Here is a 25,682-nt window from a genome sequence, read left to right on the forward strand (position 1 = left end):
GGCGGCCGCTCCGGCCCGCGCCGGACGGCGTCGAACAGGGTGAGCGCGGGCCGGAGGGGTTCGGGCGGAAGCGGTTCGGGCCGGCGGGTGAGACCCTGCGACCTGTCAGGCGAAGAGACGCGCATCCGGCACCACCGTGTCGAGGACCTTGGCCGAGGACAGGACGCCGGGGAGCCCGGCCCCCGGATGGGTGCCCGCGCCGACGAGGTAGAGATTGCGGAACGCCGACGAGGCGTTGTGCGGACGGAACCAGGCCGATTGCGTCAGCACGGGTTCGAGGCCGAAGCCGGAGCCGCGGAAGCTCCGGAAATCGCCGGCGAAATCCGCCGGCGTGGTGACGCGGGAGGTGACGATCGCGTCCGAGAGGCCCGGCATCACCGAGCCCTCCAGGCTGTCGGCGATGGCCTTCCGGTAGGGTTCGCCCAGCACCGACCAGTCCTGCCCGCCGGCGAGATTCGGCACCGGGGCCAGCACGTAGAAGGCATCGCAGCCCGGCGGCGCCAGGAGCGGGTCGGTGGCGGTGGGGCGGTGCAGGTAGAGGCTGAAATCCGGCGCCAGGACCTTGCGGACGAAGATGTCCTCGATCAGCGCGCGGTAGCGCGGCCCCATCAGGATGGTGTGGTGGGCGATGTCCGGGAACTGCCGGTTCGTGCCGAAGTACCAGACGAAGAGGCCCATGGAGGAGGACGAGGCCTTGAGCTTCGCCCGGTGCCAGGACCGGCCCTCCTCGCCGAGCAGCGACAGGTAGGTCTCGGCGGAATCGGCGTTCGAGACGACGATGTCGGCGGGGATGCGGGTGCCGTCGGCGAGGGTGACTCCGGTGGCCGCCCCGGCCGCGACGTCGATCCGGGCCACGTCGGCCCGGTAGCGCACGGCGCCGCCCTGCCCCGCGATCAGCCCGACGAGGCCGTCGACCAGGCGGCCGGTGCCGCCCATGGCGAAATGCACGCCCCAGCGGCGCTCTAGGTGCGCGATCAGGCAGTAGATGGCGCTGGCCCGGAAGGGCGAGCCGCCGATCAGCAGGGGATGGAAGCTGAAGATGGTGCGCAGGCGCTCGTCGCGGATATGGCGCGCCACGAGGTCGTAGACCGAGCGATGGCCGCCGAGGCGCAGCAGCGAGGGCGTGATCCGCAGCATGTCGCGGACCGACGAGAAGGCGACGTGCCCGAGTTCCTCGAACCCGACCCGGCAGATCGCGGCGCTGCGCGCCATGAAGCGCTCGTAGCCGGGGACGTCCTCGGGCGAGAACCGCGCCACCTCGGCCCGCATCGCTTCCGGGTCGCCGCTATAGTCGAAGGTGGCGCCGTCCGGGAAGCGGATGCGGTAGAACGGCAGCATCGGCGCCAGGGTGACGTCGTCGGCCATGCGCCGCCCGCACAGGCTCCAGAGCTCCTCGAACAGGAACGGCGCCGTGACGATGGTCGGCCCGGCATCGAAGGTGAAGCCGTCCTGGCGGTGGACGCGGGCCCGTCCGCCGGGCTGATCCAGGCGCTCCAGCACCGTCACCCGGTAGCCCCGGGCGCCGAGACGCACCGCCGCCGCCAGCCCGCCGAAGCCACTGCCGATCACCACCGCGTGCGGGCGGGGAGACCGGGTCGTCGCGAGGCTCGGCGAGTCGGCGAGTGTCAACATAGACTGACACTATTCGCGTCAGGCCGTCGGGCGCAAGCGCGATTCTGCGGGCGCTCCCTACGCATGACGTTCGCCGGGATCCCGCACGCGACGGGCGTCGGGGCAGGCTCAGCGGCGGGCTTCGGTCATCATCCGGACGGCGAGGCCGGCCAGGACCGTTCCCATGACCCAGCGCTGGACGAGGGCGAAGGAGGGCCGGCGCGTCAGGAACAGGGCGATCGCCCCCGCCGAGAGCGCGACGGCGGCGTTGACCATGACGCTGAGGGCGATCTGGATCGCCCCGAGGCTCAGGGCCTGGGCGAAGACGCTGCCCCGGGCGGGATCGATGAACTGCGGCAGCAGCGACAGGTAGATCACCGCGATCTTCGGATTGAGCAGGTTCGTCAGGAAGCCCATCAGGAACAGCTTGCGGGGGCTATCCTGCGGCAGGGCCTTCACCGCGAAGGGGGAGCGCCCGCCCGGGCGGACCGCTTGCCAGGCGAGCCAGAGCAGGTAGAGGCCGCCGACGAGGCGGATGGCGTCGTACGCATAGGGCACCGCCAGGACCAGGGCGGTGAGGCCGAAGGCGGCGCACAGCATGTAGACGACGAACCCGAGGGCGACGCCGCCCAGGGAGATCAGGCCGGCCCGCGGCCCCTGACAGATCGAGCGCGAGATCAGGTAGGCCATGTTCGGCCCGGGCGTCAGGGCCATGCCGAGGGCGATCGCCGCGAAGGCGAGGAGGCTCGTGGTTCCGGGCACCTTGGGTCCAACTCCGTGTGAAGCTTAAGGGGACGCCGGCCCGGGAGGCGGCCGCGACCGACTGCGATCCGCGCCGGCCCCGCGTCTTCCCGCATCGGCGGCGCGATGGCCACGGGAAATCGCCGGGCGACCACAACCCCCACCGGTAAACCCTGGCGGAAGGGATCCCGGCTGAGACCGATCGTGCGGACGATCAGGGAACATTGGCCCGCGACGACCCGTCAATATCAGAGGTCGTCCGAACCAGAGGGCTCTGCCATGCCGCAAATGTTCGATTGGATCTTCTTCGCAATCATCCTGCCCGTCCCTGCCTATCTCGTCTGGGACTGGTATCAGCATCGCGGGGACCCGCAGGCGGAGCGGGATGCCAGACCGCGCTAGCGCGGCGTCTCCACCTCCCAAGTCGCGCTAGCGCGGCGTCTCCACCTCCCAAGTCGCGCTAGCGCGACTTCGCCAACTGCCAGGTCAGGTGGGTCCGCACGGTCGGCCAGTCCGGCGCGACGATACTGTAGACGCAGGTATCCCGCAGGGAGCCGTCCGCCAGGCGCTGGTGGTGGCGCAGGATGCCGTCGAGGCGCGCCCCGAGGCGCTCGATGGCACGCCGGCTCGCCTGGTTCATCACATGGGTGCGGAATTCCACGGCAAGGCAGCCGAGGGTCTCGAAGGCGTGGCCCAGCAGCAGGCGCTTCGCCTCGGTGTTCAGGGGGGAGCGCTGGACCCGTGCGGCGTACCAGGTTGAGCCGATCTCCACCCGCGGCCCGGCGGCGTCGATGTTCATGTAGGTGGTCATCCCGACGGGACGGCCGCCGGGTCCGTCGAGGACGGTGAAGGGCAGCATCGTGCCCGCGTCCTGCAGGCCGAGGCGGCGCTCGATCTCGGCGGCCATCCGCTCCGGCGCGGGGATCGCCGTGTACCAGAGGCGCCAGAGTTGGCCGTCCTGCACCGCCTCGGACAGGGCCGCGGCGTGGTCCAGCGCCAGCGGCACGAGTTCGACATGCCGGCCGGTGAGGGTGACGGGCGTCAGGGCCATGGACAGCAACCTCGCGGACAGGCGCCGGGCCGGCGCCGTCTCCGGACATCCGCAATCGGACATCCTGCGTCCGTCGGTGCGACCGGGCCGCGGCCGCGTCAAGCCCCGGCGGACGGGTGTCCCGCAGCGATCTGCTCCCCGTAGGCCGCGATGATGGCGTCGGCGATGCGCCCCGGGTCCTCCTCGTGGGCGAGGTGCCCGAGATTGCGGATCAGGCGGACCCGGGCCTGGGGCAGCCGGTCCTTGAGGGCGAAGGCGGTCTCGGGGGCGATCGCCTTGTCGTCCCCGCCGACGAGGAGCAGCGTCGGCACCGCGAGCCGGCCGATCTCCCGGTCGAGGGCGGCGAGGTTCCAGTTCGCCATCATGCCCAGCGCACCGGCCACGTGGCCCGGGCAGCGGAAGAGGCGCCGGTAGAGCTCGAGACCGCGGGCGTCGAGCCGCGAGCCGGTGCCGCGGATCAGGCGCTCCACCGCCGGACGGTCGGCGGTCCAGGCGAAGATCCGCGGGGTGACGGGGTTGAGGAACAGCATCCGGGCGAGCCCCGGGAACAGCACCGAGGCGAGGCCCGGAAACGGCGTCAGCGCGCCGTTCAGGGCCACCAGCAGGCGGGGCGCGAGCCCGTCGAGGCAGAGCCGGACCAGGATCGCCGCGCCGGCGGAATGCCCGACCACGAGGTCCGGCGACAGGTCGAGACTGCGCAGCAGGTCGCGGATCGCCGCCGCCATGCCGGGCAGGGACAGGCGCCCGGCGGGCAGCGGGTCGGTGAAGCCGTGGCCCGGCAGGTCCGGGGCCACGACCCGGAAGTGGTCGGCGAGCCGCGGCGCGAGGCCCGCCCAGGAATGGGTGGCGGCCCCGGTGCCGTGCAGGAGCAGGACCACGGGCGCGTCGGGCGCCCCGAACTCCTGCACGTGCCAGGTCAGGTCGGCGGCCCGGACGAAGCGGCTCGCGGCGCGGTTGGGCCAATCCGCGCCGTCGCGCTCCCACTGGGGCCGGTCGCTCGGCGCAGGCATCGCAGATCCTTCAGCGGGCCGAGCGGATCGCGGTGCTCATGGCCGCGGCATCGGCGTAGGGAAGCGGGACATAGCGCGCGCCCATCGCTTCGGCGAGGCGCCACGCGGCCTCCTGCGGCCGCGCCGCGGTGTCGATGAGGATCGTGCGGATCGCGGCGGCCCGCAGAAGGCCGGCGGCGTTCAGGGCCTCGGCGCCGGCCGCGGCCCGGCCGGGCGCACCGGAGCGGGCGACGTTGGCGCGCCCGTCGGTGAGCACCACCACCACCGGGGTTCCACCGCTGCGCCGGACGGCGCGGGCGAGGTCGCCGGCGGCGTCGAGGCCGGCGGCGAGGGGCGTGCCCCCGCCCCCCGGCAGGGCCGAGAGGCCGCGCCGGGCCCGGGCCAGGGCACGGGTGGGCGCCAGCACGATCTCGGCTTCGCTCCCCCGGAAGGCCACCAGGGCGACCTTGTCGCGGCGGACATAGGCCTCGGCCAGGAGCAGTTCGACGGCGCCCTTCGCTTCGGCGAGGCGTTCCAGGGCGGCCGAGCCGGAGGCATCGACGGCGAAGATGGTGGTGGTCTCGCTGCACTGCCGGAACCGGGTGATGCGGAAATCTTCGCTCCGCACCTGAATCAGGCGCGGGGCTCCCCCGGCGCCAGCCCGCAAACGCTGCCAGGGAGCGGCGGCGCGCAGGGTGGGCAGGAGGGCGAGGCGGCCGGTGCGGGGCGAGCCAGGCCTTATGCCGGCCGGACGCCCGGAGCGCGGCGCCTGCATCACCGCGCCGACGCGGCCGGCCTTCGGCGCGGACGGCGCCGGGCCGGCCTGCGCCAGCCGGGCGAGGAGATCCGGCGGGATCGCCGCGCGGGCGGCCTCGACGAGGCTCTCGGCCCCCGGTTCGAGGCCGGCCTCAGGGGGCGCGGCATCGTCCGGCGCCGGCGGCTCGGACCGCTCCGGCGGCGCAGCGTCCGCCTCCTCCGGGCTCGGGGGCAGGCGCGTGGCGCGCGGCGCCAGGACGAGGCAGGCGGCTTCGCGGAGATCCGCCGTGCCGAGCGCTCCCTCTTTCGCCAGGAGGCGCACGACGCGCAGCGCCAGCAGCGGGGCCCGCAGGGAGGCGATGCCGAGGGCGACCGCGACTCCGCAGAGATCCGCCACCGCAGCGTCGATGTCGATGTCGACGTCCGGTTCGGCCGGGTTCGGCTCGGCTTCGGCCGCCGCCCCTTGCGTCTCGCCCCAGGCGATGCCGGTGAGGTCAAGGCGGAAGGCCAGGCGATCGGCCAGGGCCTCGGGAACCCGGGCGTCGTCGCCCTGCCCTTCGTCGAGGAGGATGAGGCCGATCCGCGCCGGCGCCCGCGCGGCCAGCCCGTCGCGCTCCGCCCGGACCTCGCCGGTGTCCAGGGCGGCGGCGAGGCGGGCGGCGGTGCCGGGCGAGAGGCGCTCCGCCATCGGCACGACCACGCACCCGCCATCCGCCTCGGCCAGGAGGCCGGACTGGGCGACGGGGCGCCCAGCGGCCAGAGTCGCGGCGAGGTCGAGCCCGCCGAGGAGGCGGTCGTCGGCGATGCCCGCCGGCATCCGGCGGAAGGGCCGGCCGGGTCCGAGTTCGCCGGCGAGACGGTCGAGCCAGAGGTCCCGCACCGGGCCGGCCCCGGCCCGGACGACGACACCGCCGCAAACCTGCGGATCGGTGGCGACGAGGCGCGCCACGCGCAGGGCGCGGGCCCAGGCGGGGCTCATCGGGCGAGGAGGTCCTCCACGGCGCGGGCGACCCGCGCGGTGGAGCCCGATTCGTCGAGGGGATTGCGGCGCAGCCGGTGGCGCAGGGCCGAGGGGGCGATCCGGGCCAGGTGGTCGAGGCCCACGGTCTCGGCGCCCTCGTAGGCCGCGAGCGCCCGGGCGGTCCGCATCAGCGTGAGTTCGCCGCGCAGGCCGTCGGTGCCCAGCGCCAGGCAGAGCCGCGCCGCGGCCTCCAGGGTGGCGTCGGGCACGCCGAGGCCGGGGAGCCGGGCGCGGGCGGCGGTGAGCGCCTTGCGGATGGCGCGGTCGGCCTTGGCGTAGCCGGCGCAGAACGCCGCCGGATCGCGCTCGTAGGCGTCGCGGCGGCGGACCACGTCGATGCGGGTCGGCAGGTCGGTGGGCGTCGTCACCTCGACGGCGAGGCCGAAGCGATCGAGGAGCTGGGGCCGCAACTCGCCCTCCTCCGGGTTGCCGCTGCCGACGAGGACGAAGCGGGCCGGATGGCGGATGCTCAGGCCCTCGCGCTCCACGGTGTTCACCCCCGAGGCGGCGACGTCGAGGAGGAGATCGACAAGATGGTCCTCCAGCAGGTTGACCTCGTCGATGTAGAGGAAGCCGCGATTGGCCCGGGCCAGCAGGCCCGGCTCGAAGGCCTTCTCCCCGCGGGTCAGGGCGCGCTCCAGGTCGAGGGCGCCGACGACCCGGTCCTCGGTGGCGCCGAGCGGCAGGTCCACCACCGGGACGGGGATGGATTCGGCGCGCAGGACCGGCTTCTCGCGGCACAGGTGACACTGCTCGGCCGGGCGACCGGGATCGCAGGCATAGGGACAGCCGACCACCGCGGACATCGGTGGCAGCAGGGCGGCGAGGCCGCGGATCGCCGTCGACTTGCCGGTGCCGCGGTCGCCGAACACCAGCACGCCGCCCACGGACGGATCGACGGCCGCGATCAGCAGCGCCCGGCGCATCTCGTCCTGACCGACGATGGCCGAGAAGGGAAAGGTCGGCGCGGCCCCGCCCGGGTTGGTTCGCGGCGCCTTGCCCGACCCGGCGGCCCGCAGGATCGGCGGGGTCTCGCTCGCCGACGCCGCCGAGACCGGTTTCAGGGACATCGCTCGGATCGATCCGTTCACGATCATGGGCTTGAACTTCCTTGCGCGAAGCCGCGTACGGAGTCCCCTCCCCCCCAAACGGGCGGAGGGTTCGCGGGCGTCCTACTCGGCCGCCGCGCGCTGGACGCCCATCCGGCCCCAGATCGTGCTCAGCGCGCCGACGAGGTGGTCGATATCCGCGTCGGAATGCAGGGGCGACGGCGTGATCCGCAGGCGCTCGGTGCCGCGCGGGACGGTGGGGTAGTTGATCGGCTGGACGTAGATGCCGAACTCGTCGAGCAGGGTGTCGCTGATCGCCTTGCACAGCACGGGATCGCAGACCATCACGGGCACGATGTGGCTGTCGTTCGGCAGATAGGGGATGCCGGCGGCGTCGAGGCGGGCGCGGACCGCGGCGACCCTCTCCTGGTGCCGGGCCCGCTCGGCCCCGCTCGCCTTGAGGTGGCGGATGCTGGCCGCGGCCCCCGCCGCCACGGCGGGCGGCAGGGAGGTGGTGAAGATGAAGCCGGAGGCGAAGCTGCGCACGAAGTCGCAGAGCTTGGCCGAGCCGGTGATGTAGCCGCCATGGACCGCGAAGGCCTTGCCGAGCGTGCCCTCGATCACGTCGAGGCGGTGGGCGAGGCCGTCGCGCTCCGAGATGCCGCCGCCCCGCGCGCCGTAGAGACCGACCGCGTGGACTTCGTCGAGATAGGTCAGCGCGCCGTGCGCCTCGGCCACGTCGCAGATCTCCGCGATCGGGGCGATGTCGCCGTCCATCGAGTAGACCGATTCGAAGGCCACGATCTTCGGCCGGGCCGGGTCGACCAGGCGCAGCTTGCGGTCGAGATCCTCGGGGTCGTTGTGACGGAAGATGTGGCGCTCGGCGCGGCTCGCCTTGATGCCCTCGATCATCGAGGCGTGGTTGCCGGCATCCGAGAAGATCGCACAGCCGGGGAGCTGGCTCCCGAGGGTGCCGAGGGCCGCCCAGTTCGAGACGTAGCCGGAGGTGAAGAGCAGCGCGGCCTCCTTGGCGTGGAGGTCCGCGAGCTCGCGCTCCAGCAGCACGTGGTAGTGGTTGGTGCCCGAGATGTTGCGGGTACCCCCGGCCCCGGCCCCGCAGCGGTCCAGGGCCTCGTGCATGGCGTCGAGCACGGCCGGGTTCTGGCCCATGCCGAGGTAGTCGTTGGAACACCAGACGGTGACCGGCCGCGTGCCGGACGGCGTGTGGTGGGTGGCGTGCGGGAAGCGCCCCGCCTGCCGCTCGAGGTCGGTGAAGACGCGGTAGCGTCCCTCGCGATGCAGGCCGGCCAAAGCAGAGCCGAAGATCTCTTCGTAGTTCATGCCCGTCCCCTTCCCTCGTTGCACGGCGGGTTCTGGCCCGCTCGCCTCTCCTGCCGCCGCGGCGGCGTCGATCGCGCCGGTCCGCCGGAGCGGACCGGGAAACGGTTCAGCGTCCCTCGGCCTCGGCGAGGCAGGGCTCGCCGACGCGGGCGCCCTCCCCGCGCGCGGCCGGGACCGGCGACGGCACCGGTCCGCGCCGGTCCAGCTTCGGCAGGCTCCACTGCCAGAGCGCGGCCGAGGGCAGCGGCAGCATCAGGAAGCCGTGCTCCAGGGTGGCGAGCGCCATCAGGGTGGCCAGGATGCTGAGTCCGGCGACCTCGTGGGCGCTGACGCCCTCGGCCAGGGCCGCCAGCACCAGGGCGGCGGTGGCGAGGCCGGCCGCCGTGACCGAGACCGGGAACAGCGGGTTCATGGCGCGCACCCGCAGGTAGCTGCCGAGATAGGCGAGGTGCTCGGGCAGGAACTCGGCGTTGAGGTTGCGCACCCCGAGGAACAGGTTCAGCCGGGCGGAGAGGTTCATTCCCCACAGGACGAGGTAGGTCCACAGGGCGAAGAGGTTCGCCTGGCGCCAAGTCAGGGCCAGGATCGCGAGGCCGCCGGCGACGATGGCCGCCTCGTGCCACAGGCTGGTGGCCGCCGCCGCCCGGAAGCGCCGGAAGCCCCGCGCATCGGGCGGGCAGCCCTCCGCCCGGGGGCCGGAGACGAAGCCCATGTAGTAGCTCATCTCCTGCCAGCCCCAGACCACCAGGGCCGCCGTGAAGGCGACGTACGCGCTTCCCGCGCTGGCATCCCCGGCCGAGGCGCCGATGGCCCAGAGGGCCAGGGCGAGCACGCCGGTGCCCGCCGCCATGCTGACCCCGTGCGTCGCGCGCGGGCGGTGGTCGAGGAGCAGGATCAGGCCGGTGGAGAACCACCAGACCAGCACCGCATAGAGGGCGGGAAGCGCGTAGGCGGCCATCCTACCAAACCGGCTCGAGGCGGATCTCCGCCGGCATCGGGTTGTCGCGGGTCGGCAGGGCGTAGAGCCGGGCGAAGTTCAGCGCCGAGGCGGCGACCCAGGCGCCCTGCTTGAGCCGGCCGAGCAGGCCGCCCTGCGCCTTGGCATCGGCGATGCCCACCGAGCAGGCGAGCAGCCGGTCGAGGGCCTGCTTGAAGCGCGGATTGTCGAGGTCCAGCGTCAGCGGGAAGGTCTGCTTCGAGATCTCCGAGGTGATCCGGAAGACCTGGAAGTCGTAATCGGTCGGATCGACGCCGAGGGCCTCGTGGAAGGCCGGCCGGCAATGGTCGCGGACATACATCGTCGCGAAGACCGCCAGGAGGAAGAACTTGATCCAGTAGCGGTTGAGGCCCGAGGTCAGCTTCGGATTGGCGCGCATGAGCAGGGCGAAGGCCTCGCCATGGCGGAACTCGTCGTTGCACCACTTCTCGAACCACTTGAAGATCGGGTGGAAGCGGCGCTCCGGCTTGCGCTCCAGCTCCCGGAAGATGGTGATGTAGCGGGCGTAGCCGATCTTCTCCGACAGGTAGGTGGCGTAGAAGATGAACTTCGGCCGGAAGAAGGTGTACTTCTTCGAACGCGTCAGGAAGCCCAGATCGACGCCGATGCCGAAATCCTTCAGCACGTCGTTGATGAAGCCGGCATGGCGCGCCTCGTCCCGGCTCATGAAGCCGAACAGCTCGCGGATGTCGGGGTTCTTCGCGCGCTTCCGCATCTCGGCGTAGAGCACGCAGCCCGAGAACTCGGCGGTGATCGACGACACCAGGAAGTCCATGAACTCCTTGCGCAGGGCCGGGTCGAGCCCGGACATGTCGCAGTCGAAATCCGCGTTGCGCGTGAAGTGGCGCTTGTTCGGATCGGCGCGCAGCTCCGCGATGAGCTTGGTCCACTCCGCCCGGACGGGCTCGACGTCGGTGCGGTCGAGCTCCTCGAAGTCGGTGGTGTAGAAGCGCGGGGACAGGAACGTCGTCTCCTGCGCGGCCTTGGTGGCCTCGTTGAGGGGCAGTTTCGGCGCGGGAGCCTTGGGAACGGACTGCTGGATGGCTGCGGTCACAGGCGCCTCCTCTCGGAAAAGCTGACTTCGTAGAGTTCGGTGAGTTCGAGGTGGCCTGCGAGTTTGGTCCAGAGCCGCTCGAGGCGGCCGGCGCGGGTCACGGTGGCGGTCCGGCGCACGACGAGGCGTTCGCCGTAGGGCACCGAGGTGGGTGCGTCGTGCACCTGCACGGCGTCGCCGGGCTCGATCTCGAAGCCGGCGTCGAGGACCACGTGGGCGTGCAGGCTCTCGGGGGTCTGCTCGATCTCGACGGTGCAGGGGACGTCGACGGTGCGGCGTCCGTTCAGCCAGGCCATCATCGTGCGGCTCCGTCTCGAGGCATCAGGCGGGCGAAGGCGGCGAAGTTCGAGGGCCCGAAGGCGCCGAAATCGACGCTGCGGCCGGTGAGCGCGTCGTCGAGCCGGAGCGAGCCGTCATCGAAGCGCGTCAGGCGGAAGGGGACGTCGCGCGGCAGGCCGGCCCGGAGCCGCCCCTGCGCGAAGCCCCGCAGGGTGGCGCGGATGAAGTTGTCCTCACCGGGCCGGACGGTGGCGACGAGGTCGCCGTGCTCGGCCTCCCGCAGGGTGATCGCGCCGTCCGCCGCGTCGTCGACCCGGAGGGCGAGGCTCTGGACGGGGCGCGCCGGCGCCATCCGGGTCAGGCCGATGCTCTCGACCCGGCCGACGGTGACGGCCGCGACGACGAAGCCGAGGAGGAGGCCGACGCCGAGGACGAGGCCCCGCGAGGTGCGGCCGGCGGTGCGTGCGAGGGGATGCGGGTTCGCTGGAGTCATGGGATCAACTCGCGGTGGCGAGGCGTGGGACGGGGGCCGCGCGCGGCCTCAGGATGACCGGGCCGGCGGCCTCCTCCGGCGCCGCGCGATGGGCCGCCAGCGCGCGGGCCAGGATTGCGGCCACCTCGGCCCCCTGCGCCACGGTGCGGAGCATCGGCGCGGGCCGGTTCACCTGCCAGGGCCGGGCATGGGGCCAGAGGTGGAGGTAGGCGACGCGGTTGCCCGGGCGCAGACGCAGGGGCAGATCGGCGCTGCCGTCGCGGTAGAGGTGGCAGCCCGCCTCCTCCACCAGGGCGAAGGGCAGGTTCAGGGTCATCGGCAGGGCGATGCCGATCCGCATCACCACCCGGCGGTTGGTGATGGTGTAGGTGGTGGTGCGGGCCGAGAGCCAGCCGAGGACGCTCAGGAGCAGCACCGCGCCGGTGCCGATCGCCAGGGTCGGCAGGGCGAGGGAGGCGGCCTCCCGCCCCTGTCCGGCCAGGGCCGCCGGGAGCGCCGCCCAGAGGGCCAGCCCGGCGAACCAGAGGCCGACCAGGCGCAGATGCAGCGCCCGGAAGGCGATGCCGAAACCGCAGGGGCGGCCCTGCCAGAGGATGTGCTCGCCGGCCGGCAGCGGCGCCGGCAGTCCGGGCGGCGCGTCGAAGGCGTTGGCGGGCAGGTGCGGCGCGGCCCGCGTCTTCGGGTTGTGCGGCGTGGGCCGCAGGCTGGACCGGCTCACAGGATGGCCTCCTGCCGGGTGGGCGTCGCGTAGAGGGTGCCGCCGCCGTAGAACGCCATGATGCGCTCCTCCTCGTTGAGGGTGACCGAATCCGGGTCCTTCGTGGTGGGGACGTCGGCGAACTGGTGCGCCAGCAGGGCTTCGCAGGTCACGCGCTGCGAGAACCGGCCGGTCCGGCAGAAGGTAGCGGGCATCAGCACCCGTCGGCCGCCGGCGCCGAGCTCGACCTCGTAGTAGCGCACCATGGATTCCCCGCGATCGACCCAGAGATCGCTCACGGTTCCGGCCACCTGCCGGTCGGCCCCGAACACCGACATGCCGATGGGGTTCGGCCCGAGTTCGTGGACCATGAAGTGCTCGGCGACCCGCAGGGGCACGATGCGCTTCTCGCGATCCCAGGTCTCGTCGTGGCTGTCCTCGCGGTTGGCGTAGGAGCCGGGACCGATGGCGTCGTGCAGGCCGTCCGTATCGGGCTCGAGCGGCGCGCCCGGCCAGACTTCGTGCTTGTGGCCGCGATAGTTCCAGGGGGTGCGCTCGCCGGTCTGGGGCGCGTGCTTCACGTGGCCGTTGGAGAGGAGGAATTCCTTCGGCGAGGGGATCAGGAACGGGTCCGGCGGCATCGCCCGGCCGCGGGCGGCCTCGGATTCGAGCGGGTAGCCCTCGCGGCGATCCTCGCGGCGCAGGTAGAAGACGAGACCGGCGAAGAAGATCCAGAACGCGTAGAGGACCACCTGCGCGACGTCGACGTAGCCCGTGATTTCACCTCTCGGCATGGCCGGTCTCCTTCAAGCTGAGCGGGGCAGGGATCGGGGGAGAGGCGCCCGGCTCTCGGCGCGGACGAGCGGGCCGATGGCCAGCAGCGTCGCGAACAGCAGCGCGATCTCCAGGTGGTAGACGATGAGGTAGCCGGTGGAGGGCAGGTTCAGCGCCTCGCCGAGCCGGCCGGATTCGGCGAGATGCGCCCCGAGATCGCGCAGGATGCCGCTCGCCGCGATGGCGAGGCCGGCGGCACTCGCCTGGACCGCGCCCCAGGCCCCGAGGGCGAGACCCGTATCCTCGGGGCCGGCCTTGGCCATGGAGGCCGTCAGCGTCCCGTGGGCGAAGAGGCCGCCGCCGAGGCCGATCAGGGCGACGCCCACGGCGAACAGCCGGGCGGAATCCAGGGGGGCGGCGAAGACCACCGCGGAGAAGGCCGCGATGCCCACCCCCGCGCCGGAGGCCGCGACCCGGAAGGCGTCGCCGCCCCGGTCGAGCCAGCGGGCCGCGACGAGGAGGCCGAGGCCGCCGCCGGCGGCGAGCAGCGCGGTCAGCGCCGTGGTGGCGGCCACCGGCAGGTGCAGGATCTGCCCACCATAGGGTTCGAGCAGGATGTCCTGCATCGAGAAGGCGGCGGTGCCGAGCCCGGTGGCGACGAGGCGGCGCCGCGCCCGGCCCTTGCCGGCATAGAGTGCCCAGGATTGCGCGAAGGCCGGGCGCGGCAGGTCGCGCGCCGTGCGGGCGGGCGACCGCGGCTCCTGCTTCCACAGCGCGATGCCGTTGAGCACGACGGTGAGGAGGGCCGCCCCCTGGATCACCTTGATCAGGCGCAGGGCCGAGAAATCCGCCAGCAGCAGCCCGAAGGCGACGGCGCTGACTACCATGCCGGCCAAGAGCATGACGCAGAGGAGCGCCACCACGCGGGGCCGCGCATGGGCCGGGGCGAGATCGGTGGCCAGCGCCAGGCCCACGGTCTGGGTGGTGTGGAGGCCGGCGCCGACCATGACGAAGGCGAGCGCGGCGGCCACGTGACCGGGCCAGGCCGGGCCGGTGGTGTCGCCCGACAGGATCAGCAGGGCGAAGGGCATGATGGCCAGCCCGCCGAACTGCAGCAGGGTGCCGAACCAGATGTAGGGCACCCGGCGCCAGCCCAGGACCGAACGGTGGGTGTCCGAGCGGAACCCGACGAGGGCGCGGAAGGGCGCGAAGATCAGCGGCAGGGACAGCATCACGGCGACGATCCAGGCCGGGACCGCCAGCTCGACGATCATCACCCGGTTGAGCGTGCCGATGAGCAGCACCGCGGCCATGCCGACCGTGACCTGGAACAGGGCGAGCCGCAGCAGGCGCCCCATCGGCAGTTCCGCCGTCGCCGCGTCGGCGAAGGGCAGGAAGCCGGGGCCGACGCGCTGGATCGCGCGGGCCATGGACGCGCCGAGGCGGGTCACGGTGCCCGCCGGAGTTCGAAGGCCTGGGACAGGTAGAACCCGCTGTTGACCCGGTGCGCCCGCGCGATCCGGACATCGGCCAGGGCCGGCTCGGCGGCCAGGCGGCGGCGCAGGTCCGCCTCGCCGACAGGCACGATGGCGGGCGCCCGGTCGGCGCGCGGAAAGGCGCGGCCGGCCATGTGCATCAGGGTGAGGAGGGGCGTGCGCGGCGCCACGGTGAACAGGATCCCGGCCTCGGTCCGGGCCGCCAGCGCCGCCAGCGCCTGCACGATGTCGGGCGTGGCGTAGTGGATCAGCGAATCCATCGCGACCACGACGTCGAACCGGCCCAGCGCCGGGTCGAGCATGTCGCCGACCCGGAAGTCGATCCGTCCCGGCCCCGACAGGGTGGTGCGCTCCCGCGCCAGGCCGATCAGCGTCGGCGAGACGTCGATGGCGACGACCTCGGCGCCCCGGCGGGCGGCTTCCAGGCTCAGGGCCCCGGTGCCGCAGCCGGCATCGAGCAGGCGCCGGCCGGTGAGGTCGGCGGGCAGCCAGGACAGGAGGTTGGCCCGCATGGCATCGCGCCCGGCCCGCACCGTGGCGCGGATCTTCGAGACCGGCGCGTCCGAGGTCAGCCGGGCCCAGGCCTCGACGGCGGTCCGGTCGAAGTAGGTGGTGAGCTGAGAGCGCCGGGCGGCGTAGCTGTGCGAGGTCATGGTGGGGCGCCCGCTCAATCGAAGCCGAGGAATTCGAACAGGTCGCGGTCCTTCATGGGGAGCGCGTTCAGCGGCTTGCCGCCGGCCCAGAGATGGGCGGCGAGGCGCATGTACTCGGTGGTGACGGCTTCGAGCTCCGGCGTCGGCTCCATCTCGAACAGGGTCGACTTCTTCAGGCGCGAGCGCCGGACCACGTCGAGGTCGGGGAAGTGGGCGATGCGCTCCAGGCCGGTCGCGGCGTTGAAGCGGTCGATCTCGTCGGTCTTGGCCGAGCGGTTGGCGATGACCCCGCCGAGCCGCACCGGATAGTTCTTGGCCTTGGCGTGGATCGCCGCGACGATCCGGTTCATGGCGAAGATCGAGTCGAAGTCGTTGGCGGTGACGATCAGCGCCTGGTCGGCATGCTGGAGCGGCGAGGCGAAGCCCCCGCAGACCACGTCGCCGAGTACATCGAAGATCACCACGTCGGTGTCCTCGAGAAGGTGGTGCTCCTTCAGGAGCTTCACGGTCTGGCCGACGACGTAGCCGCCGCAGCCGGTGCCGGCGGGGGGTCCACCGGCCTCGACGCACATGACGCCGTTGTAGCCCTCGGCGACGAAGTCCTCGATGCGCAGCTCCTCGGAGTGGAACTGTACCGCCTCCAGGGCATCGATCACGGTGGGGGCCAGGCGCTTGGTCAGCGTGAAGGTCGAGTCGTGCTTGGGATCGCAGCCGATCTGCAGCACGCGCTTGCCGAGCTTGGAGAAGGCCACCGACAGGTTCGACGAGGTGGTCGACTTGCCGATGCCGCCCTTGCCGTAGACCGCGAACACCTTGGCGGTGCCGATCTTGAGGTTCGGGTCGAGCTCGACCTGGACGCTGCCCTCGGGCTGGCGCGCCGTGACCGGATTGCGGATGGCGATGTTCATGCGGCGACCCCTGCGGTGATGCCTTCGACGCGGTCCTCGAGCTCCTCCTCGGCGCGGTCGAGCGCGTCGCGCGTCTCCGCATCGGGGGTCCAGAAGCCGCGCTGGTGCGCCTCGATCAGCCGGTGAGCCACCTTGGCCGAAGCGGTCGGGTTGAGAGCCGCCATGCGCGCACGCATCGCGGGGTCGAGGACGTAGGTCTCGGTGATGCGCTGGTAGACCCAGGGGGCGACGCCGTTGGTGGTGGCCGACCAGCCCAGGGTGTTGGTGAGGTGCGCCTCGATCTGGCGCACGCCCTCGTAGCCGTGGTCGAGCATGCCCTCGGTCCATTTCGGGTTGAGCATCCGGGTGCGGGTCTCCAGGGAGACCTGCTCCGTCAGGGTCCGCACCACGCCCTCGCCGCGGGTCTGGTCGCTGATGAAGATCGGCACCGCCGCACCGCGGGCCTCGGCGACGGCGCGTCCCATGCCGCCGAGCCCGTCGAAGTAGTGGTCCACCGAGGTCACGCCGACCTCGACCGAGTCGATGTTCTGGTAGGCGAGGTCGACGGTGGCGAGCACCGCCCCCATCAGGGCGCGCTGGGCACTGGGAACGCCCGTGCGGCCGTACGCGAAGGATTTCCGCCGGGCGAAGGTCTCGGAGATCTCGTCCGCCTCCTCCCAGCGGCCGGATTCCACCAGCGCGTTGACGTTGGCGCCGTAGGTGCCCTCCGCGTTGGAGAAGACCCGGAGCGCCGCGGTCTCGAGGTCGATGCCGTGCGCGGCCTGGAGCGCCAGGGCATGCTTGCGGACGAAGTTCCGCTCCACCGGCTCGTCGGCCGTGGCGGCGAGGTAGGAGGCTTCCGCGAGGAGCCGGGTCTGCAGGGGCAGCAGATCGCGGAAGATCCCCGACAGGGTGACGACGACGTCGATCCGCGGTCGTCCGAGGGTGTCCAGGGGGATCAGGGTGGCGCCGCAGAGGCGGCCGTAGCCGTCGAAGCGGGGAGCCGCGCCGATCAGCGCCAGGGCCTGAGCGATGGGGCCGCCCTCGCTCTTCAGGTTGTCGGTGCCCCAGAGCACCAGGGCGATGCTCTCGGGCAGCGCCGCCCCTTCGTCGCGGAAGCGCGCCAGCAGGCGGGCCGCTTGGCGGGCCCCGTCGGCGAGGGCGAAGGCGGAGGGCAGCCGGTAGGGATCGAAGCCGTGGAGGTTGCGCCCCGTGGGCAGGATGTCCGGGTTGCGCAGGAGATCGCCGCCGGCCACGGGGGCGATGAAGCGGCCGTCGAGGGCGGCGAGCAGGCCCCGGATCTCGTGATCCTGTGACAACAGGCGATCGGTCTCGCGCAAGGCCGCGAAGGCGGCGCGGTTCGCGTCGGTGAGGCCGAGGCCGCCCTGCGCCAGGGCGACGTCGATCTCGCTCCCGGCGACGAGGGCCTGGAGCCCGGCGCGAACCGGTACGAGGCCGTGGCTGGCTTCCGCGAGGGCGAGGAGGATGTCGGCCCGCTCCTCCGGCGGGGTGGCGGCGCCCGTGACGTGCAGGCCGTGCGGGATCAGGGTGTGCTCCAGTTCGTGGAGCGCCGCGCCGAGGCGATGGACATGGCCGGCGAGATCCGCGTCCCAGGCCGGCTCGGCGGCCACGAGGTCGAGGCCGGCGCCCTGGGCCTGGATCAGCTCGGCGAGGTCGCGGCGCTCGGCGACGGCGCCGGGCTCCAGGCCGCGCCAGCGCTCGATCGAGGCTTTGAGGTCGATGAGGCCGCGATAGAGTCCGGCCTGGGCCAGGCTCGGGGTCAGGTAGCTCACCAGGGTCGCGGCGGAGCGACGCTTGGCGAGCAGGCCCTCGGACGGATTGTTGGCGGCGTAGAGGTAGACGTGCGGCAGCGCGCCGATCAGGCGCTCGGGCCAGCAGGCGTCGGAGAGGCCGGTCTGCTTGCCGGGCATGAATTCGAGCGCCCCGTGGGTGCCGAAATGCAGCACGGCGTCAGCGCGGAAATCCTCGCGCAGGTAGCGGTAGAAGGCCGAGAACGCGTGGGTCGGGGCGAAGCCGCGCTCGAACAGCAGGCGCATCGGATCGCCCTCGTAGCCGAAGCCCGGCTGCACGCCGACGAAGACGTTGCCGAACCGTGCGCCGAGCACGAAGATCTGGGCGCCGTTGCTGTTCTGGCGCCCCGGAGCCGGGCCCCACTGGGCCTCGATCTCGGCGAGGTGCCGCTCGCGCCGGACGTGCTCGTCCGCGGAAATGCGGTGATGGACGTTGGCGGGCGTGCCGAACCGGGCGGCGTTGCCGGCGAGCACCGCCTCGCGCAGGGCATCGACGCTCTCGGGCACCTCGACCGCGTAGCCCTCGGCCGCCATCGCCACGAGGGTGTTGTGGAGCGAGTGGTAGACCGACAGGAAGGCCGCGGTACCGATGCTGCCGGCATTGGGCGGGAAGCCGAACAGCACCACCGCGACCCGGCGCTCGGCCCGCACCTTGCGGCGCAGGGCCACCAGGCGCTCGATGCGGGCGGCGAGCATGTCGGCGCGCTCGGGGTGCACGACCATGTCGCGGGCGCTGGCGCCGAGGGAGCGGCTGGAGCGCCCGCCGAACACCATCGGGGCGGTGGCGCCGTCGAGCTCGGGGATCGCCACCATCATGGTGGCCTCGACCGGCGAGAGGCCCCGGTCGGACCCCTCCCACTGCTCCAGCGTCTGGAACTCCAGCGCGTGGGCCGCGAGGTAGGGCACGTCGAGTTCGCCGAGGAGCGCCTGGGCCCCCGCGGCATCGTTGTAGGCGGGGCCGCCCACCAGGGAGAAGCCGGTGAGCGAGACCAGGGCGTCGATGCTCGGGCGCCCGTCGCGGCGGAAGAAGGCGTCCACCGCCGGGCGGTTGTCGAGGCCGCTGGCGAAGGCCGGCACGACGGCGAGACCCCGCGCCTCCAGGGCAGCGATGACGCCGTCGTAATGGGCGGTGTTTCCGGCCAGCACGTAGGAGCGCATGACGAGCAGGCCGACGCGGCCCTTCGCCGGGACGGTGGGCGCCGGCACCTTCGCCAGGTCCTCGCCGATGCGGCCGGCCATGCGCGGGTGGTAGAGCCCGGTCTCGGGGTAGCTCAACGGTGCGGGCGCGGCCGCGATCCGGCGCCAGCCTTCGCGCGGACCGGCGGCGTAGCGGCCGACCAGGAAGCGCACGAGGTTGGCGATGTTCTCGTCCGAACCCGAGAGCCAGTATTGCAGGGTGAGGAAGTAGGCGCGCACGTCCTGGGCCGAGCCCGGGATGAAGCGCAGGATCTTGGGCAGCTTCCGGATCATCGCCATCTGGCGGGCGCCGTTGCCCTGGGCGCCGGGCTTGCCGCGCAGCTTCTTCAGGAAGTCCAGGGCGCCGCGCTTGCTGCCGTCCATGTCGAAGCGGTTGAGGCGGGTGGTCTTCACCACCTCGCTGGCCGAGAGGCAGCCGATCATCGCGTCGCACTGGGGCCGCCGCGCCAGCAGGGCCGGCAGGATGGCCCGGACGTGCTCGTCCATGAACAGCATGGTGGAGATGACGATGTCGCCCCGGGCGATGTCGGCCCGGCAGGCGTCCAGGGCGGCCGGGTCGGTGTCCCAGGCGGCCGCGGCGTGGAAGTCGAGGACGAGGCCGGGCAGGTCGCGCGCCAGGCGCTGGCGGGCGCGCTCCAGGGCGCTCGCCACATGGTTGTCCATCGTCACGAGGACGACCCGGAGCGCCGGGCGCTCAGCGTCCGAAATGCGCTTTGGCATCGTACAGGGTCTCGACGGTGATGAGCGGCAGGGCGCGTTCCCGCGCGAAGCGCTCGGTGTTCGCGCGGGCCTTGCCCCGCACGAAGAACGGGATCTTCTTCAGTTCCTTCTCGGCCTCGGTCGCCCAGGCGACGCGGATCGGTTCGGCCTGCGCGGGCAGCGCCTCCGTGTGGGCTGCGGCCGGGGCAGTGCCATGCCGGGGCAGGTGCGAGGGCGCGGCCGCCCCGTGGAACTCGGCATCCTCGCGGAACATGCCGAGCAGGTGCTCCTCCAGGCCCATCATCAGGGGATGGACCCAGGTGTCGAACAGGACGTTGGCGCCCTCGAAACCCATCTGCGGCGCGTGCCGCGCGGGAAAATCCTGGACGTGGACCGGGGCCGAGATCACCGCGCAGGGCAGGCCGAGGCGCTTGGCGATGTGGCGCTCCATCTGGGTGCCGAGCACGAGCTCGGGCCCCGCGGCCTGGATCGCCGCCTCGACGTCGAGATAATCGTCGGTGATCGTGGCCTCGATGCCGTGCAGGGCCGCCTCGGCGCGGACCTCGCGGGCGAATTCGCGGGTGTAGGTGCCGAGACCCACCACCCGGAAGCCGAGCTCCGTGGCGGCGACCCGGGCGGCGGCCAGCGCGTGGGTGGCATCGCCGAAGATGAAGACCCGCTTGTCGGTGAGGTAGGTCGAATCGACCGAGCGCGCGTACCAGGGCAGGCGCGAGGGGGCGCCGGCGAGGACGGGAGCCGGGTCGACCCCGGCGGCGGCGGCCACCGCCTCGACGAAGCGGATGGTGGCCTGGACGCCGATCGGGACGATCTCGACCATCGGCTGACCGAAGGTCTTCTGCAGGTGCAGGCCGGCGGCGCGGGCGATCTCGGGATAGAGCACGACGTTGAAGTCGGCCTCGCCCAGGCGTCCGAGATCGGCCGGCGTGGCGCCGAGCGGGGCGACCACGTTCACGTCGATGCCCAGCGCCCCGAGGATCTTGGTGATCTCGACGAGGTCGTCGCGGTGGCGGAACCCCAGGGCCGTGGGGCCGAGGACGTTGCAGAGGGGGCGGCGCCCGGCGCGCGGCGCAGCGGTGCCGCCGGCCAGCGCCCGGACCAGGCGGTAGAAGGTCTCCGAGGCCCCCCAGTTCTCCTTCTTCTGGTAGGCCGGGAGCTCCAGGGGAATGACCGGGATCGGCAGGTCGAGGGCGCGGGCGAGGCCGCCCGGATCGTCCTGGATCAGCTCGGCGGTGCAGGAGGCGCCGACGATCATCGCCTGCGGACGGAAGCGGGCGTAGGCGTGCGCCACGGCATCCTGGAAGATCGCGGCCGTGTCGGCGCCGAGGTCCCGCGCCTGGAAAGTGGTGTAGGTCACCGGCGGGCGGGCGTCCCGCCGCTCGATCATGGTGAACAGCAGGTCCGCATAGGTGTCGCCCTGCGGCGCGTGCAGCACGTAGTGCAGGCCCCGCATGGCGGTGGCGATCCGCATGGCGCCGATATGCGGGGGGCCCTCGTAGGTCCAGAGCGTGAGCTGCATCGCCTCAGACCTCCAGCCGGGCGCGGCGCTTCAGCGGGCGCGCGAAGAGTTCGGCGAGGTCCCCAGCCTGGTCGTAGCCCTGGATCGGGGTGAACAGCAGCTCGATCGACCACTTGGTCGCCAGCCCCTCCGCCTCCAGCGGGTTGGCGAGGCCGAGACCGCAGACCGTGAGGTCGGGCTTTTCCGCGCGGCAGCGATCCATCTGGGCGTCGAGGTTCTGACCCTCCACCACCCGGGTGCCGGCGGGCAAAAGCGCGAGTTCCGGGGCGAGGTGCTGGCGATGCAGGTAGGGCGTCCCGACCTCGATCAGCTCCGCCCCCATCTCGCGGGCGAGGAAGCGGGCGAGCGGCAGCTCGAGCTGGGAATCGGGGAAGAAGAACACCCGTCTGCCGGTCAAGCGCTCGCGGTAGAGGTCGAGGGCGATGGCGGCGCGGGCGCGACCCGGTGCGGTGACGCGGGCGAAGCGCTCGGGCGACACGTCGAAGGTCTCGGCGGCGGCGGCGAGCCAGCCCGTCGTGCCCTCGGCCCCGAGGGGGAACGGCGCCGCAATCCGCTTCGCACCCCGGGCCTCGAGGGCGCGGGCGGTGTCGGCGAGGAAGGGCTGGGCGAGGAGGAAGCGGGTGTTGGGTCCGACGGCCGGCAGCGCCCCGGCGCGCCGGGCCGGCAGGAAGGCCACCGCGGCGAGGCCGAGATCCGCGAACAGCCGGGCGAACTGGTCCTCGACGACATCGGCCAGGGCGCCGACCACCAGGAGCGCGGGCGCCTCGGCCTCCGGCGCGCGGGGCATCTCCGGGACCAGGGCCGCCAGGCAGGCATCCTCGCCCTGCGTGAAGGTGGTCTCGATGCCGCTGCCCGAGTAGCTCAGCACCCGCACGTCGGGGTGGAAGGTGTGGGAGAGGCGCTGCGCCGCCCGCGACAGGTCGAGCTTGATCACCTCCGAGGGGCAGGAGCCGACGAGGAACAGCAGGCGGATGTCGGGGCGGCGCTCGATGAGGCGGCGGACCACCCGGTCGAGCTCCTCGTTCGCGTCGGCGAGACCCGCGAGGTCGCGCTCGTCGATGATGGCGGTGGCGAAGCGCGGCTCGGCGAAGATCATCACCCCGGCGGCGGACTGGATGAGGTGCGCGCAGGTGCGCGAGCCGACCACGAGGAAGAAGGCGTCCTGGATCTTGCGGTGCAGCCAGACGATGCCGGTGAGCCCGCAGAACACCGCGCGCTGGCCGCGCTCCTGGCGGATGTCGCAGCCCGTCTCGAGAACGGGGGCGGTGAGATCGGAAACCGGCGCGTGGGCGTTCATCGGGCGGCCTCCGTGACGAGGCCGGACGGCAGCGCCTGGAGGCGGGCGGCCCGCAGCTTCAGCACGAACTGCGCCGCGTTGACGGCGTAGGAGGCGTAGGCGGCCAGGGCGAGGCCCATCAGGCCGGCGGTGTCGAGGACGCCCGCGGCCAGGGCCACGAGGTAGGCGGTGTGCAGGGCCAGCACGAGCATGCTGACCATGTCCTCCCAGTAGAAGGCCGGTGCGAACAGGTAGCGGCCGAAGACGGCCTTCTCCCAGATCGAGCCCGTGATCATGATCGCGTAGAGCAGCAGGGTCTTCAGCACCACGGACGCGTTGGCGACGGCTGCGCCCTCGCCTGTCCACAGGGTGCGGAGGACGAGGCCCAGGCTCACGGCGAACACGAGGAATTGAAGGGGGGCCAGAACACCCTGGACCAGGGTCCAGCGGGTGGCGTCGCGACGGGCGCGCTGATCGGCGTCGTAGAGCGGTCGTCTGGGCCTGTCCGCTCTCCGGATCATGCTGTCCGCCCCCTTGCGGAGACCCCTTGCGACCAGGTCGCCGGGCCTCGTTGAAGGGAGGTTAGGAAGGCGGCCTCGGAGTGTCAAGCCAGCTTTACGTCAAAAGCGAGTGACAGGTTGAATGCAAAATAGTTATATAGCGAGTATTGATAAAGCGAGTTTCGGGCGTATCGTGCAGCCTCGTTGCAGGTGCCGGCCAAGCTGGCCCACCCCGGCACCGGGATATTGCGGTGCACGCTCAAAAGTCCCGGAATTCGACGCGCAAGATCGAACCGACACACAGGCCGTCAGACACATTGGGAGGGACCAATGGATGATGTGAGGCAGTTCGGTGATCGCTTGCGCTACGAACCATCCAGCCGGGATGTGGCAGACCTGTGCGAGTCGGAAATCAGTGCGCAGCTCGCGGTCTTTGGACAGGCGATCCGGCTGCAGCGAGACTTGGCCCGCGTCGTCGAAGCCGAGATCATTCCCCGCCTGATGCTGGCGCACCGGATCGAACAGGTCCCGGACCCGACGGACGTACTGCCGAGCGAGGCGCAGATCGCGGCGTTCACGGCCCTCATGCTCGACCCGGCCGGCGACGACGTGGAGGGCCGGCTCGCCGAACTCCTGGCGAGTGGCCTCGGGACCGACAGCCTCCTCCTGGACCTCCTCGCCCCGACGGCCCGGCACCTCGGCATCCTGTGGGAGGAGGACCTCTGCGACTTCGTCGAGGTGACCCGCGCCATGGGACGGCTGCAGCGGATCATGCGCGAGATCACCGGCCGCTTTCGCAGCGAGCCCGCGGCGCCCCCTGTGAACCGGAAGATCCTGCTGCTGCCCTGTCCGGGAGATTCCCACAGGTTTGGCCTGACCCTGGTCGAGCAGTTCTTTCGGGAAGCCGGCTGGTCGGTGACCTCGACGGTCACGCAGCCGGAGATGGACAGCCTCCGCTGCGTCCGGGAGGAGTGGTTCGACGTCGTGGGCCTCTCCCTCGCCTGCGAGGCCCTGCTTCCCGCGATGACCGAGACCGTCGCGGCGCTGCGCCGGAATTCGCGGAACGATGCGCTGCGGGTCCTGGTTGGAGGTCCGGCCTTTGCGGCCAATCCCGACAGCTTCCGGCGCGTCGGGGCCGACGCGAGCGCCGGTGACGCCCGCATGGCCCTGTCCGTTGCCGAATGCTTGCTTGATCTGCCGGTCAGACCCTGCTGAAAGAAGTCCCGATCGACAAACACGCCCTCCCCGATCCGACCTGCCCGACCCCATTCCGACCTGGTGATCCGTGACCAGCCTGGCGCTTCCTGCCGCGAGCCATGCGCTTGCGGCGCTTCAAAAGTCCCTCGGACCCCTCGACGCGCAGGCGGCGGGATTGCTGGTGGCTGCCGCGACGGACCTGTCCCTGGTCATCGACGGCGAAGGCATGATCCGGGAAGCGACCTTCGGCAGCGCCGATCTCGCGGATGAGGGTTGCGACACCTGGCTGGGTCGTCCCTGGGTCGATACCGTGACGGTCGAGAGCCGCCCGAAGATCGCCGCGCTCCTCAAGGATGCCGCGCCCGGCGCCGTCACGCGCTGGCGCCAGGTGAATCACGTCTCGCCCACCGGCACGGACCTGCCCGTGCGCTACGCCGCCATGCGGCTGGCCAAGGACGGCCAGATCCTCGTCCTCGGGCGAAACCTGCGCGCCATGGCCTCGCTGCAGCGGACGCTCGCCGAGACGCAGCAGGCCCTGGAACGCGACTACCTGCGCATGCGCGGCGCCGAGACCCGGTACCGCCTGCTGTTCCAGCTCGGCTCCGAGCCCGTCCTCGTGGTCGATGCCGCGACCCGGCGGGTGACCGAGGTGAACCCCGCCGCCTCCCGGCTGATCGGCCGGGCCGAGAAGCGCATCGTCGGCCAGGACGCGGTCGACCTGTTCGACGGCGCCTGTGCCCGCGACCTCGAATCACTCTTCGCCGGCCTCCGGATGACCGGACAGGCGGCGGACCTGGAGGCCCGGCTCGGGCATGGCCGCGGTGCCGTGCGGGTCGCCGCCTCGCTGTTCCGCCAGGAGAACGCCACCAGCATCCTGCTGCGGCTGGCTTCCCCCGAGCCCGTTGAGACGAGCGCGGCCCGAACCGGTGCCGGCGCCCTCGACGTCGTGAGGAATATGCCCGAGGGCTTCGTGGTCACCGACCCGGCCCGGCGGGTGCTGACGGCGAATCCCGCCTTCCTGGACCTCGTCCAGCTCGCCACGGAGGAGCAGGTTCGCGGACAGCCCCTCGACAACTGGATCGGGCGGGAGGAATCCGAGGCCGCGGCCCTGTTCGCGACGCTGGCGCAGCATGGCTCCGTCCGCCACTTCCCGACGCAGATCCGCGGCGCCTACGGCAGCGTCGAGGACGTGGAGGTCGCCGCCGTCTCGGTCGCCGGGGGCAGCCAGCCCTGCATCGGCTTCACCCTCCGCGCGACGCCCCGGCGCGCGGCGGCGGTCGCGGGCGGGCGCGAGCTGCCCCGCTCCGTCGAGCAGATGACGGAGCTCGTCGGGCGTGTCTCGATGAAGAACCTGGTGCGCGAATCGACCGATCTCATCGAGCGGCTGTGCATCGAGGCCGCCCTGCGCATCACCCGCGACAACCGGGCCTCCGCCGCCGAGATGCTGGGCCTGAGTCGCCAGGGCCTCTACGCCAAGATGCACCGCTACGGCATCGGCGATCTCGAAGGCCGCGACGCCCCCGACGAAGCCTGACGCCCCCCCGGATACCCGCTCGCGCGCCGGTACTTGCGCGCG

General features: G+C 72.4%; 22 protein-coding genes. 2 read left to right on the forward strand and 20 right to left on the reverse strand.

What is annotated here, in order from left to right:
* Window positions 1-105: 105 nt before the first annotated feature.
* From ASF58_RS18880 to bchF, 20 genes are all read right to left on the reverse strand, one after another.
* A complete protein-coding gene (locus ASF58_RS18880) occupies window positions 106-1,632 on the reverse strand; it encodes a phytoene desaturase (protein WP_055956046.1) in 1,527 nt (508 codons plus the stop codon).
* A 108-nt stretch (window positions 1,633-1,740) separates the two neighbouring features.
* Complete coding sequence (locus ASF58_RS18885) at window positions 1,741-2,373, reverse strand: LysE family translocator (RefSeq protein WP_055956049.1); 633 nt, start codon at window positions 2,371-2,373, stop codon at window positions 1,741-1,743.
* 439 nt (window positions 2,374-2,812) lie between these two features.
* Window positions 2,813-3,403, reverse strand: a complete 591-nt coding sequence (locus ASF58_RS18890) for a GNAT family protein (protein ID WP_156375797.1) — start codon at window positions 3,401-3,403, stop codon at window positions 2,813-2,815.
* Window positions 3,404-3,501: 98 nt separating this feature from the next.
* Window positions 3,502-4,413 carry an alpha/beta fold hydrolase BchO gene (bchO, locus tag ASF58_RS18895; protein ID WP_055956052.1) on the reverse strand — a complete coding sequence of 304 codons (912 nt, stop codon included), beginning with the start codon at window positions 4,411-4,413 and terminating at the stop codon, window positions 3,502-3,504.
* A gap of 10 nt (window positions 4,414-4,423) precedes the next feature.
* Window positions 4,424-6,127 carry a magnesium chelatase subunit D gene (locus tag ASF58_RS18900; protein ID WP_055956055.1) on the reverse strand — a complete coding sequence of 568 codons (1,704 nt, stop codon included), beginning with the start codon at window positions 6,125-6,127 and terminating at the stop codon, window positions 4,424-4,426.
* Window positions 6,124-7,239 (reverse strand): magnesium chelatase ATPase subunit I, encoded by a 1,116-nt coding sequence (bchI, locus tag ASF58_RS18905; RefSeq protein ID WP_156375798.1) that lies wholly within the window; start codon window positions 7,237-7,239, stop codon window positions 6,124-6,126. The genes ASF58_RS18900 and bchI overlap by 4 nt, the downstream gene beginning before the upstream one ends.
* A gap of 102 nt (window positions 7,240-7,341) precedes the next feature.
* Complete coding sequence (gene hemA / locus ASF58_RS18910; protein WP_055956058.1) at window positions 7,342-8,559, reverse strand: 5-aminolevulinate synthase; 1,218 nt, start codon at window positions 8,557-8,559, stop codon at window positions 7,342-7,344.
* Between the two features lie 106 nt (window positions 8,560-8,665).
* Window positions 8,666-9,517, reverse strand: a complete 852-nt coding sequence (puhE, locus tag ASF58_RS18915) for a putative photosynthetic complex assembly protein PuhE (protein WP_082513180.1) — start codon at window positions 9,515-9,517, stop codon at window positions 8,666-8,668.
* A 1-nt stretch (window position 9,518) separates the two neighbouring features.
* Complete coding sequence (gene acsF / locus ASF58_RS18920) at window positions 9,519-10,562, reverse strand: magnesium-protoporphyrin IX monomethyl ester (oxidative) cyclase (RefSeq protein ID WP_200930229.1); 1,044 nt, start codon at window positions 10,560-10,562, stop codon at window positions 9,519-9,521.
* Between the two features lie 44 nt (window positions 10,563-10,606).
* The gene (locus ASF58_RS18925; protein WP_055956547.1) at window positions 10,607-10,906 is read right to left on the reverse strand and encodes a hypothetical protein; all 300 of its coding nucleotides are present in this window, start codon (window positions 10,904-10,906) and stop codon (window positions 10,607-10,609) included.
* Complete coding sequence (gene puhC / locus ASF58_RS18930) at window positions 10,906-11,382, reverse strand: photosynthetic complex assembly protein PuhC (RefSeq protein ID WP_055956064.1); 477 nt, start codon at window positions 11,380-11,382, stop codon at window positions 10,906-10,908. Before puhC ends, ASF58_RS18925 begins: the two co-directional genes overlap by 1 nt.
* 4 nt (window positions 11,383-11,386) lie before the next feature.
* On the reverse strand, window positions 11,387-12,100 hold the full coding sequence (gene puhB, locus ASF58_RS18935) for a photosynthetic complex putative assembly protein PuhB (RefSeq protein ID WP_244477401.1): 714 nt from the start codon (window positions 12,098-12,100) through the stop codon (window positions 11,387-11,389).
* Window positions 12,097-12,873 (reverse strand): photosynthetic reaction center subunit H, encoded by a 777-nt coding sequence (gene puhA / locus ASF58_RS18940; protein WP_055956067.1) that lies wholly within the window; start codon window positions 12,871-12,873, stop codon window positions 12,097-12,099. The genes puhB and puhA overlap by 4 nt, the downstream gene beginning before the upstream one ends.
* A 12-nt stretch (window positions 12,874-12,885) precedes the next feature.
* The gene (locus tag ASF58_RS18945) at window positions 12,886-14,283 is read right to left on the reverse strand and encodes an MFS transporter (protein WP_055956554.1); all 1,398 of its coding nucleotides are present in this window, start codon (window positions 14,281-14,283) and stop codon (window positions 12,886-12,888) included.
* A gap of 17 nt (window positions 14,284-14,300) precedes the next feature.
* Window positions 14,301-15,002, reverse strand: coding sequence for a magnesium protoporphyrin IX methyltransferase (gene bchM / locus ASF58_RS18950; protein WP_055956070.1), 702 nt, complete (start codon window positions 15,000-15,002; stop codon window positions 14,301-14,303).
* Window positions 15,003-15,016: 14 nt separating this feature from the next.
* Window positions 15,017-15,910 (reverse strand): ferredoxin:protochlorophyllide reductase (ATP-dependent) iron-sulfur ATP-binding protein, encoded by an 894-nt coding sequence (gene bchL, locus ASF58_RS18955; RefSeq protein ID WP_055956073.1) that lies wholly within the window; start codon window positions 15,908-15,910, stop codon window positions 15,017-15,019.
* A complete protein-coding gene (locus ASF58_RS18960; RefSeq protein ID WP_055956076.1) occupies window positions 15,907-19,617 on the reverse strand; it encodes a magnesium chelatase subunit H in 3,711 nt (1,236 codons plus the stop codon). The genes bchL and ASF58_RS18960 overlap by 4 nt, the downstream gene beginning before the upstream one ends.
* A complete protein-coding gene (bchB, locus tag ASF58_RS18965) occupies window positions 19,592-21,133 on the reverse strand; it encodes a ferredoxin:protochlorophyllide reductase (ATP-dependent) subunit B (protein WP_055956079.1) in 1,542 nt (513 codons plus the stop codon). Before bchB ends, ASF58_RS18960 begins: the two co-directional genes overlap by 26 nt.
* A gap of 4 nt (window positions 21,134-21,137) precedes the next feature.
* Window positions 21,138-22,430 (reverse strand): ferredoxin:protochlorophyllide reductase (ATP-dependent) subunit N, encoded by a 1,293-nt coding sequence (locus ASF58_RS18970; RefSeq protein WP_055956080.1) that lies wholly within the window; start codon window positions 22,428-22,430, stop codon window positions 21,138-21,140.
* Window positions 22,427-22,930 (reverse strand): 2-vinyl bacteriochlorophyllide hydratase, encoded by a 504-nt coding sequence (gene bchF, locus ASF58_RS18975; RefSeq protein ID WP_055956083.1) that lies wholly within the window; start codon window positions 22,928-22,930, stop codon window positions 22,427-22,429. Before bchF ends, ASF58_RS18970 begins: the two co-directional genes overlap by 4 nt.
* Before the next feature lie 309 nt (window positions 22,931-23,239).
* On the opposite strand from bchF, the gene ASF58_RS18980 reads away from it, so the two are divergent.
* Both ASF58_RS18980 and ppsR read left to right on the forward strand, forming a co-directional pair.
* Window positions 23,240-24,124 carry a cobalamin B12-binding domain-containing protein gene (locus ASF58_RS18980; RefSeq protein ID WP_055956086.1) on the forward strand — a complete coding sequence of 295 codons (885 nt, stop codon included), beginning with the start codon at window positions 23,240-23,242 and terminating at the stop codon, window positions 24,122-24,124.
* 70 nt (window positions 24,125-24,194) lie between these two features.
* Window positions 24,195-25,640: a transcriptional regulator PpsR gene (ppsR, locus tag ASF58_RS18985; RefSeq protein WP_055956088.1), complete on the forward strand. Its 1,446-nt coding sequence runs from the start codon at window positions 24,195-24,197 to the stop codon at window positions 25,638-25,640.
* The last annotated feature ends 42 nt before the right edge of the window (window positions 25,641-25,682 follow it).

Source organism: Methylobacterium sp. Leaf125, from assembly GCF_001423085.1.
Classification (GTDB): Bacteria; Pseudomonadota; Alphaproteobacteria; order Rhizobiales; family Beijerinckiaceae; genus Methylobacterium.

Coding starts and splice junctions, on each gene's coding strand:
- ASF58_RS18880 (WP_055956046.1), bottom strand. CDS start 1,632: ATGTTGACACTCGCCGACTCGCCGAGCCTCGCGACGACCCGGTCTCCC.
- ASF58_RS18890 (WP_156375797.1), bottom strand. CDS start 3,403: ATGGCCCTGACGCCCGTCACCCTCACCGGCCGGCATGTCGAACTCGTG.
- bchO (WP_055956052.1), bottom strand. CDS start 4,413: ATGCCTGCGCCGAGCGACCGGCCCCAGTGGGAGCGCGACGGCGCGGAT.
- ASF58_RS18900 (WP_055956055.1), bottom strand. CDS start 6,127: ATGAGCCCCGCCTGGGCCCGCGCCCTGCGCGTGGCGCGCCTCGTCGCC.
- bchI (WP_156375798.1), bottom strand. CDS start 7,239: ATGTCCCTGAAACCGGTCTCGGCGGCGTCGGCGAGCGAGACCCCGCCG.
- hemA (WP_055956058.1), bottom strand. CDS start 8,559: ATGAACTACGAAGAGATCTTCGGCTCTGCTTTGGCCGGCCTGCATCGC.
- puhE (WP_082513180.1), bottom strand. CDS start 9,517: ATGGCCGCCTACGCGCTTCCCGCCCTCTATGCGGTGCTGGTCTGGTGG.
- ASF58_RS18925 (WP_055956547.1), bottom strand. CDS start 10,906: ATGGCCTGGCTGAACGGACGCCGCACCGTCGACGTCCCCTGCACCGTC.
- puhC (WP_055956064.1), bottom strand. CDS start 11,382: ATGACTCCAGCGAACCCGCATCCCCTCGCACGCACCGCCGGCCGCACC.
- puhA (WP_055956067.1), bottom strand. CDS start 12,873: ATGCCGAGAGGTGAAATCACGGGCTACGTCGACGTCGCGCAGGTGGTC.
- ASF58_RS18945 (WP_055956554.1), bottom strand. CDS start 14,283: ATGGCCCGCGCGATCCAGCGCGTCGGCCCCGGCTTCCTGCCCTTCGCC.
- bchM (WP_055956070.1), bottom strand. CDS start 15,002: ATGACCTCGCACAGCTACGCCGCCCGGCGCTCTCAGCTCACCACCTAC.
- bchL (WP_055956073.1), bottom strand. CDS start 15,910: ATGAACATCGCCATCCGCAATCCGGTCACGGCGCGCCAGCCCGAGGGC.
- ASF58_RS18960 (WP_055956076.1), bottom strand. CDS start 19,617: ATGCCAAAGCGCATTTCGGACGCTGAGCGCCCGGCGCTCCGGGTCGTC.
- bchB (WP_055956079.1), bottom strand. CDS start 21,133: ATGCAGCTCACGCTCTGGACCTACGAGGGCCCCCCGCATATCGGCGCC.
- ASF58_RS18970 (WP_055956080.1), bottom strand. CDS start 22,430: ATGAACGCCCACGCGCCGGTTTCCGATCTCACCGCCCCCGTTCTCGAG.
- bchF (WP_055956083.1), bottom strand. CDS start 22,930: ATGATCCGGAGAGCGGACAGGCCCAGACGACCGCTCTACGACGCCGAT.
- ASF58_RS18980 (WP_055956086.1), top strand. CDS start 23,240: ATGGATGATGTGAGGCAGTTCGGTGATCGCTTGCGCTACGAACCATCC.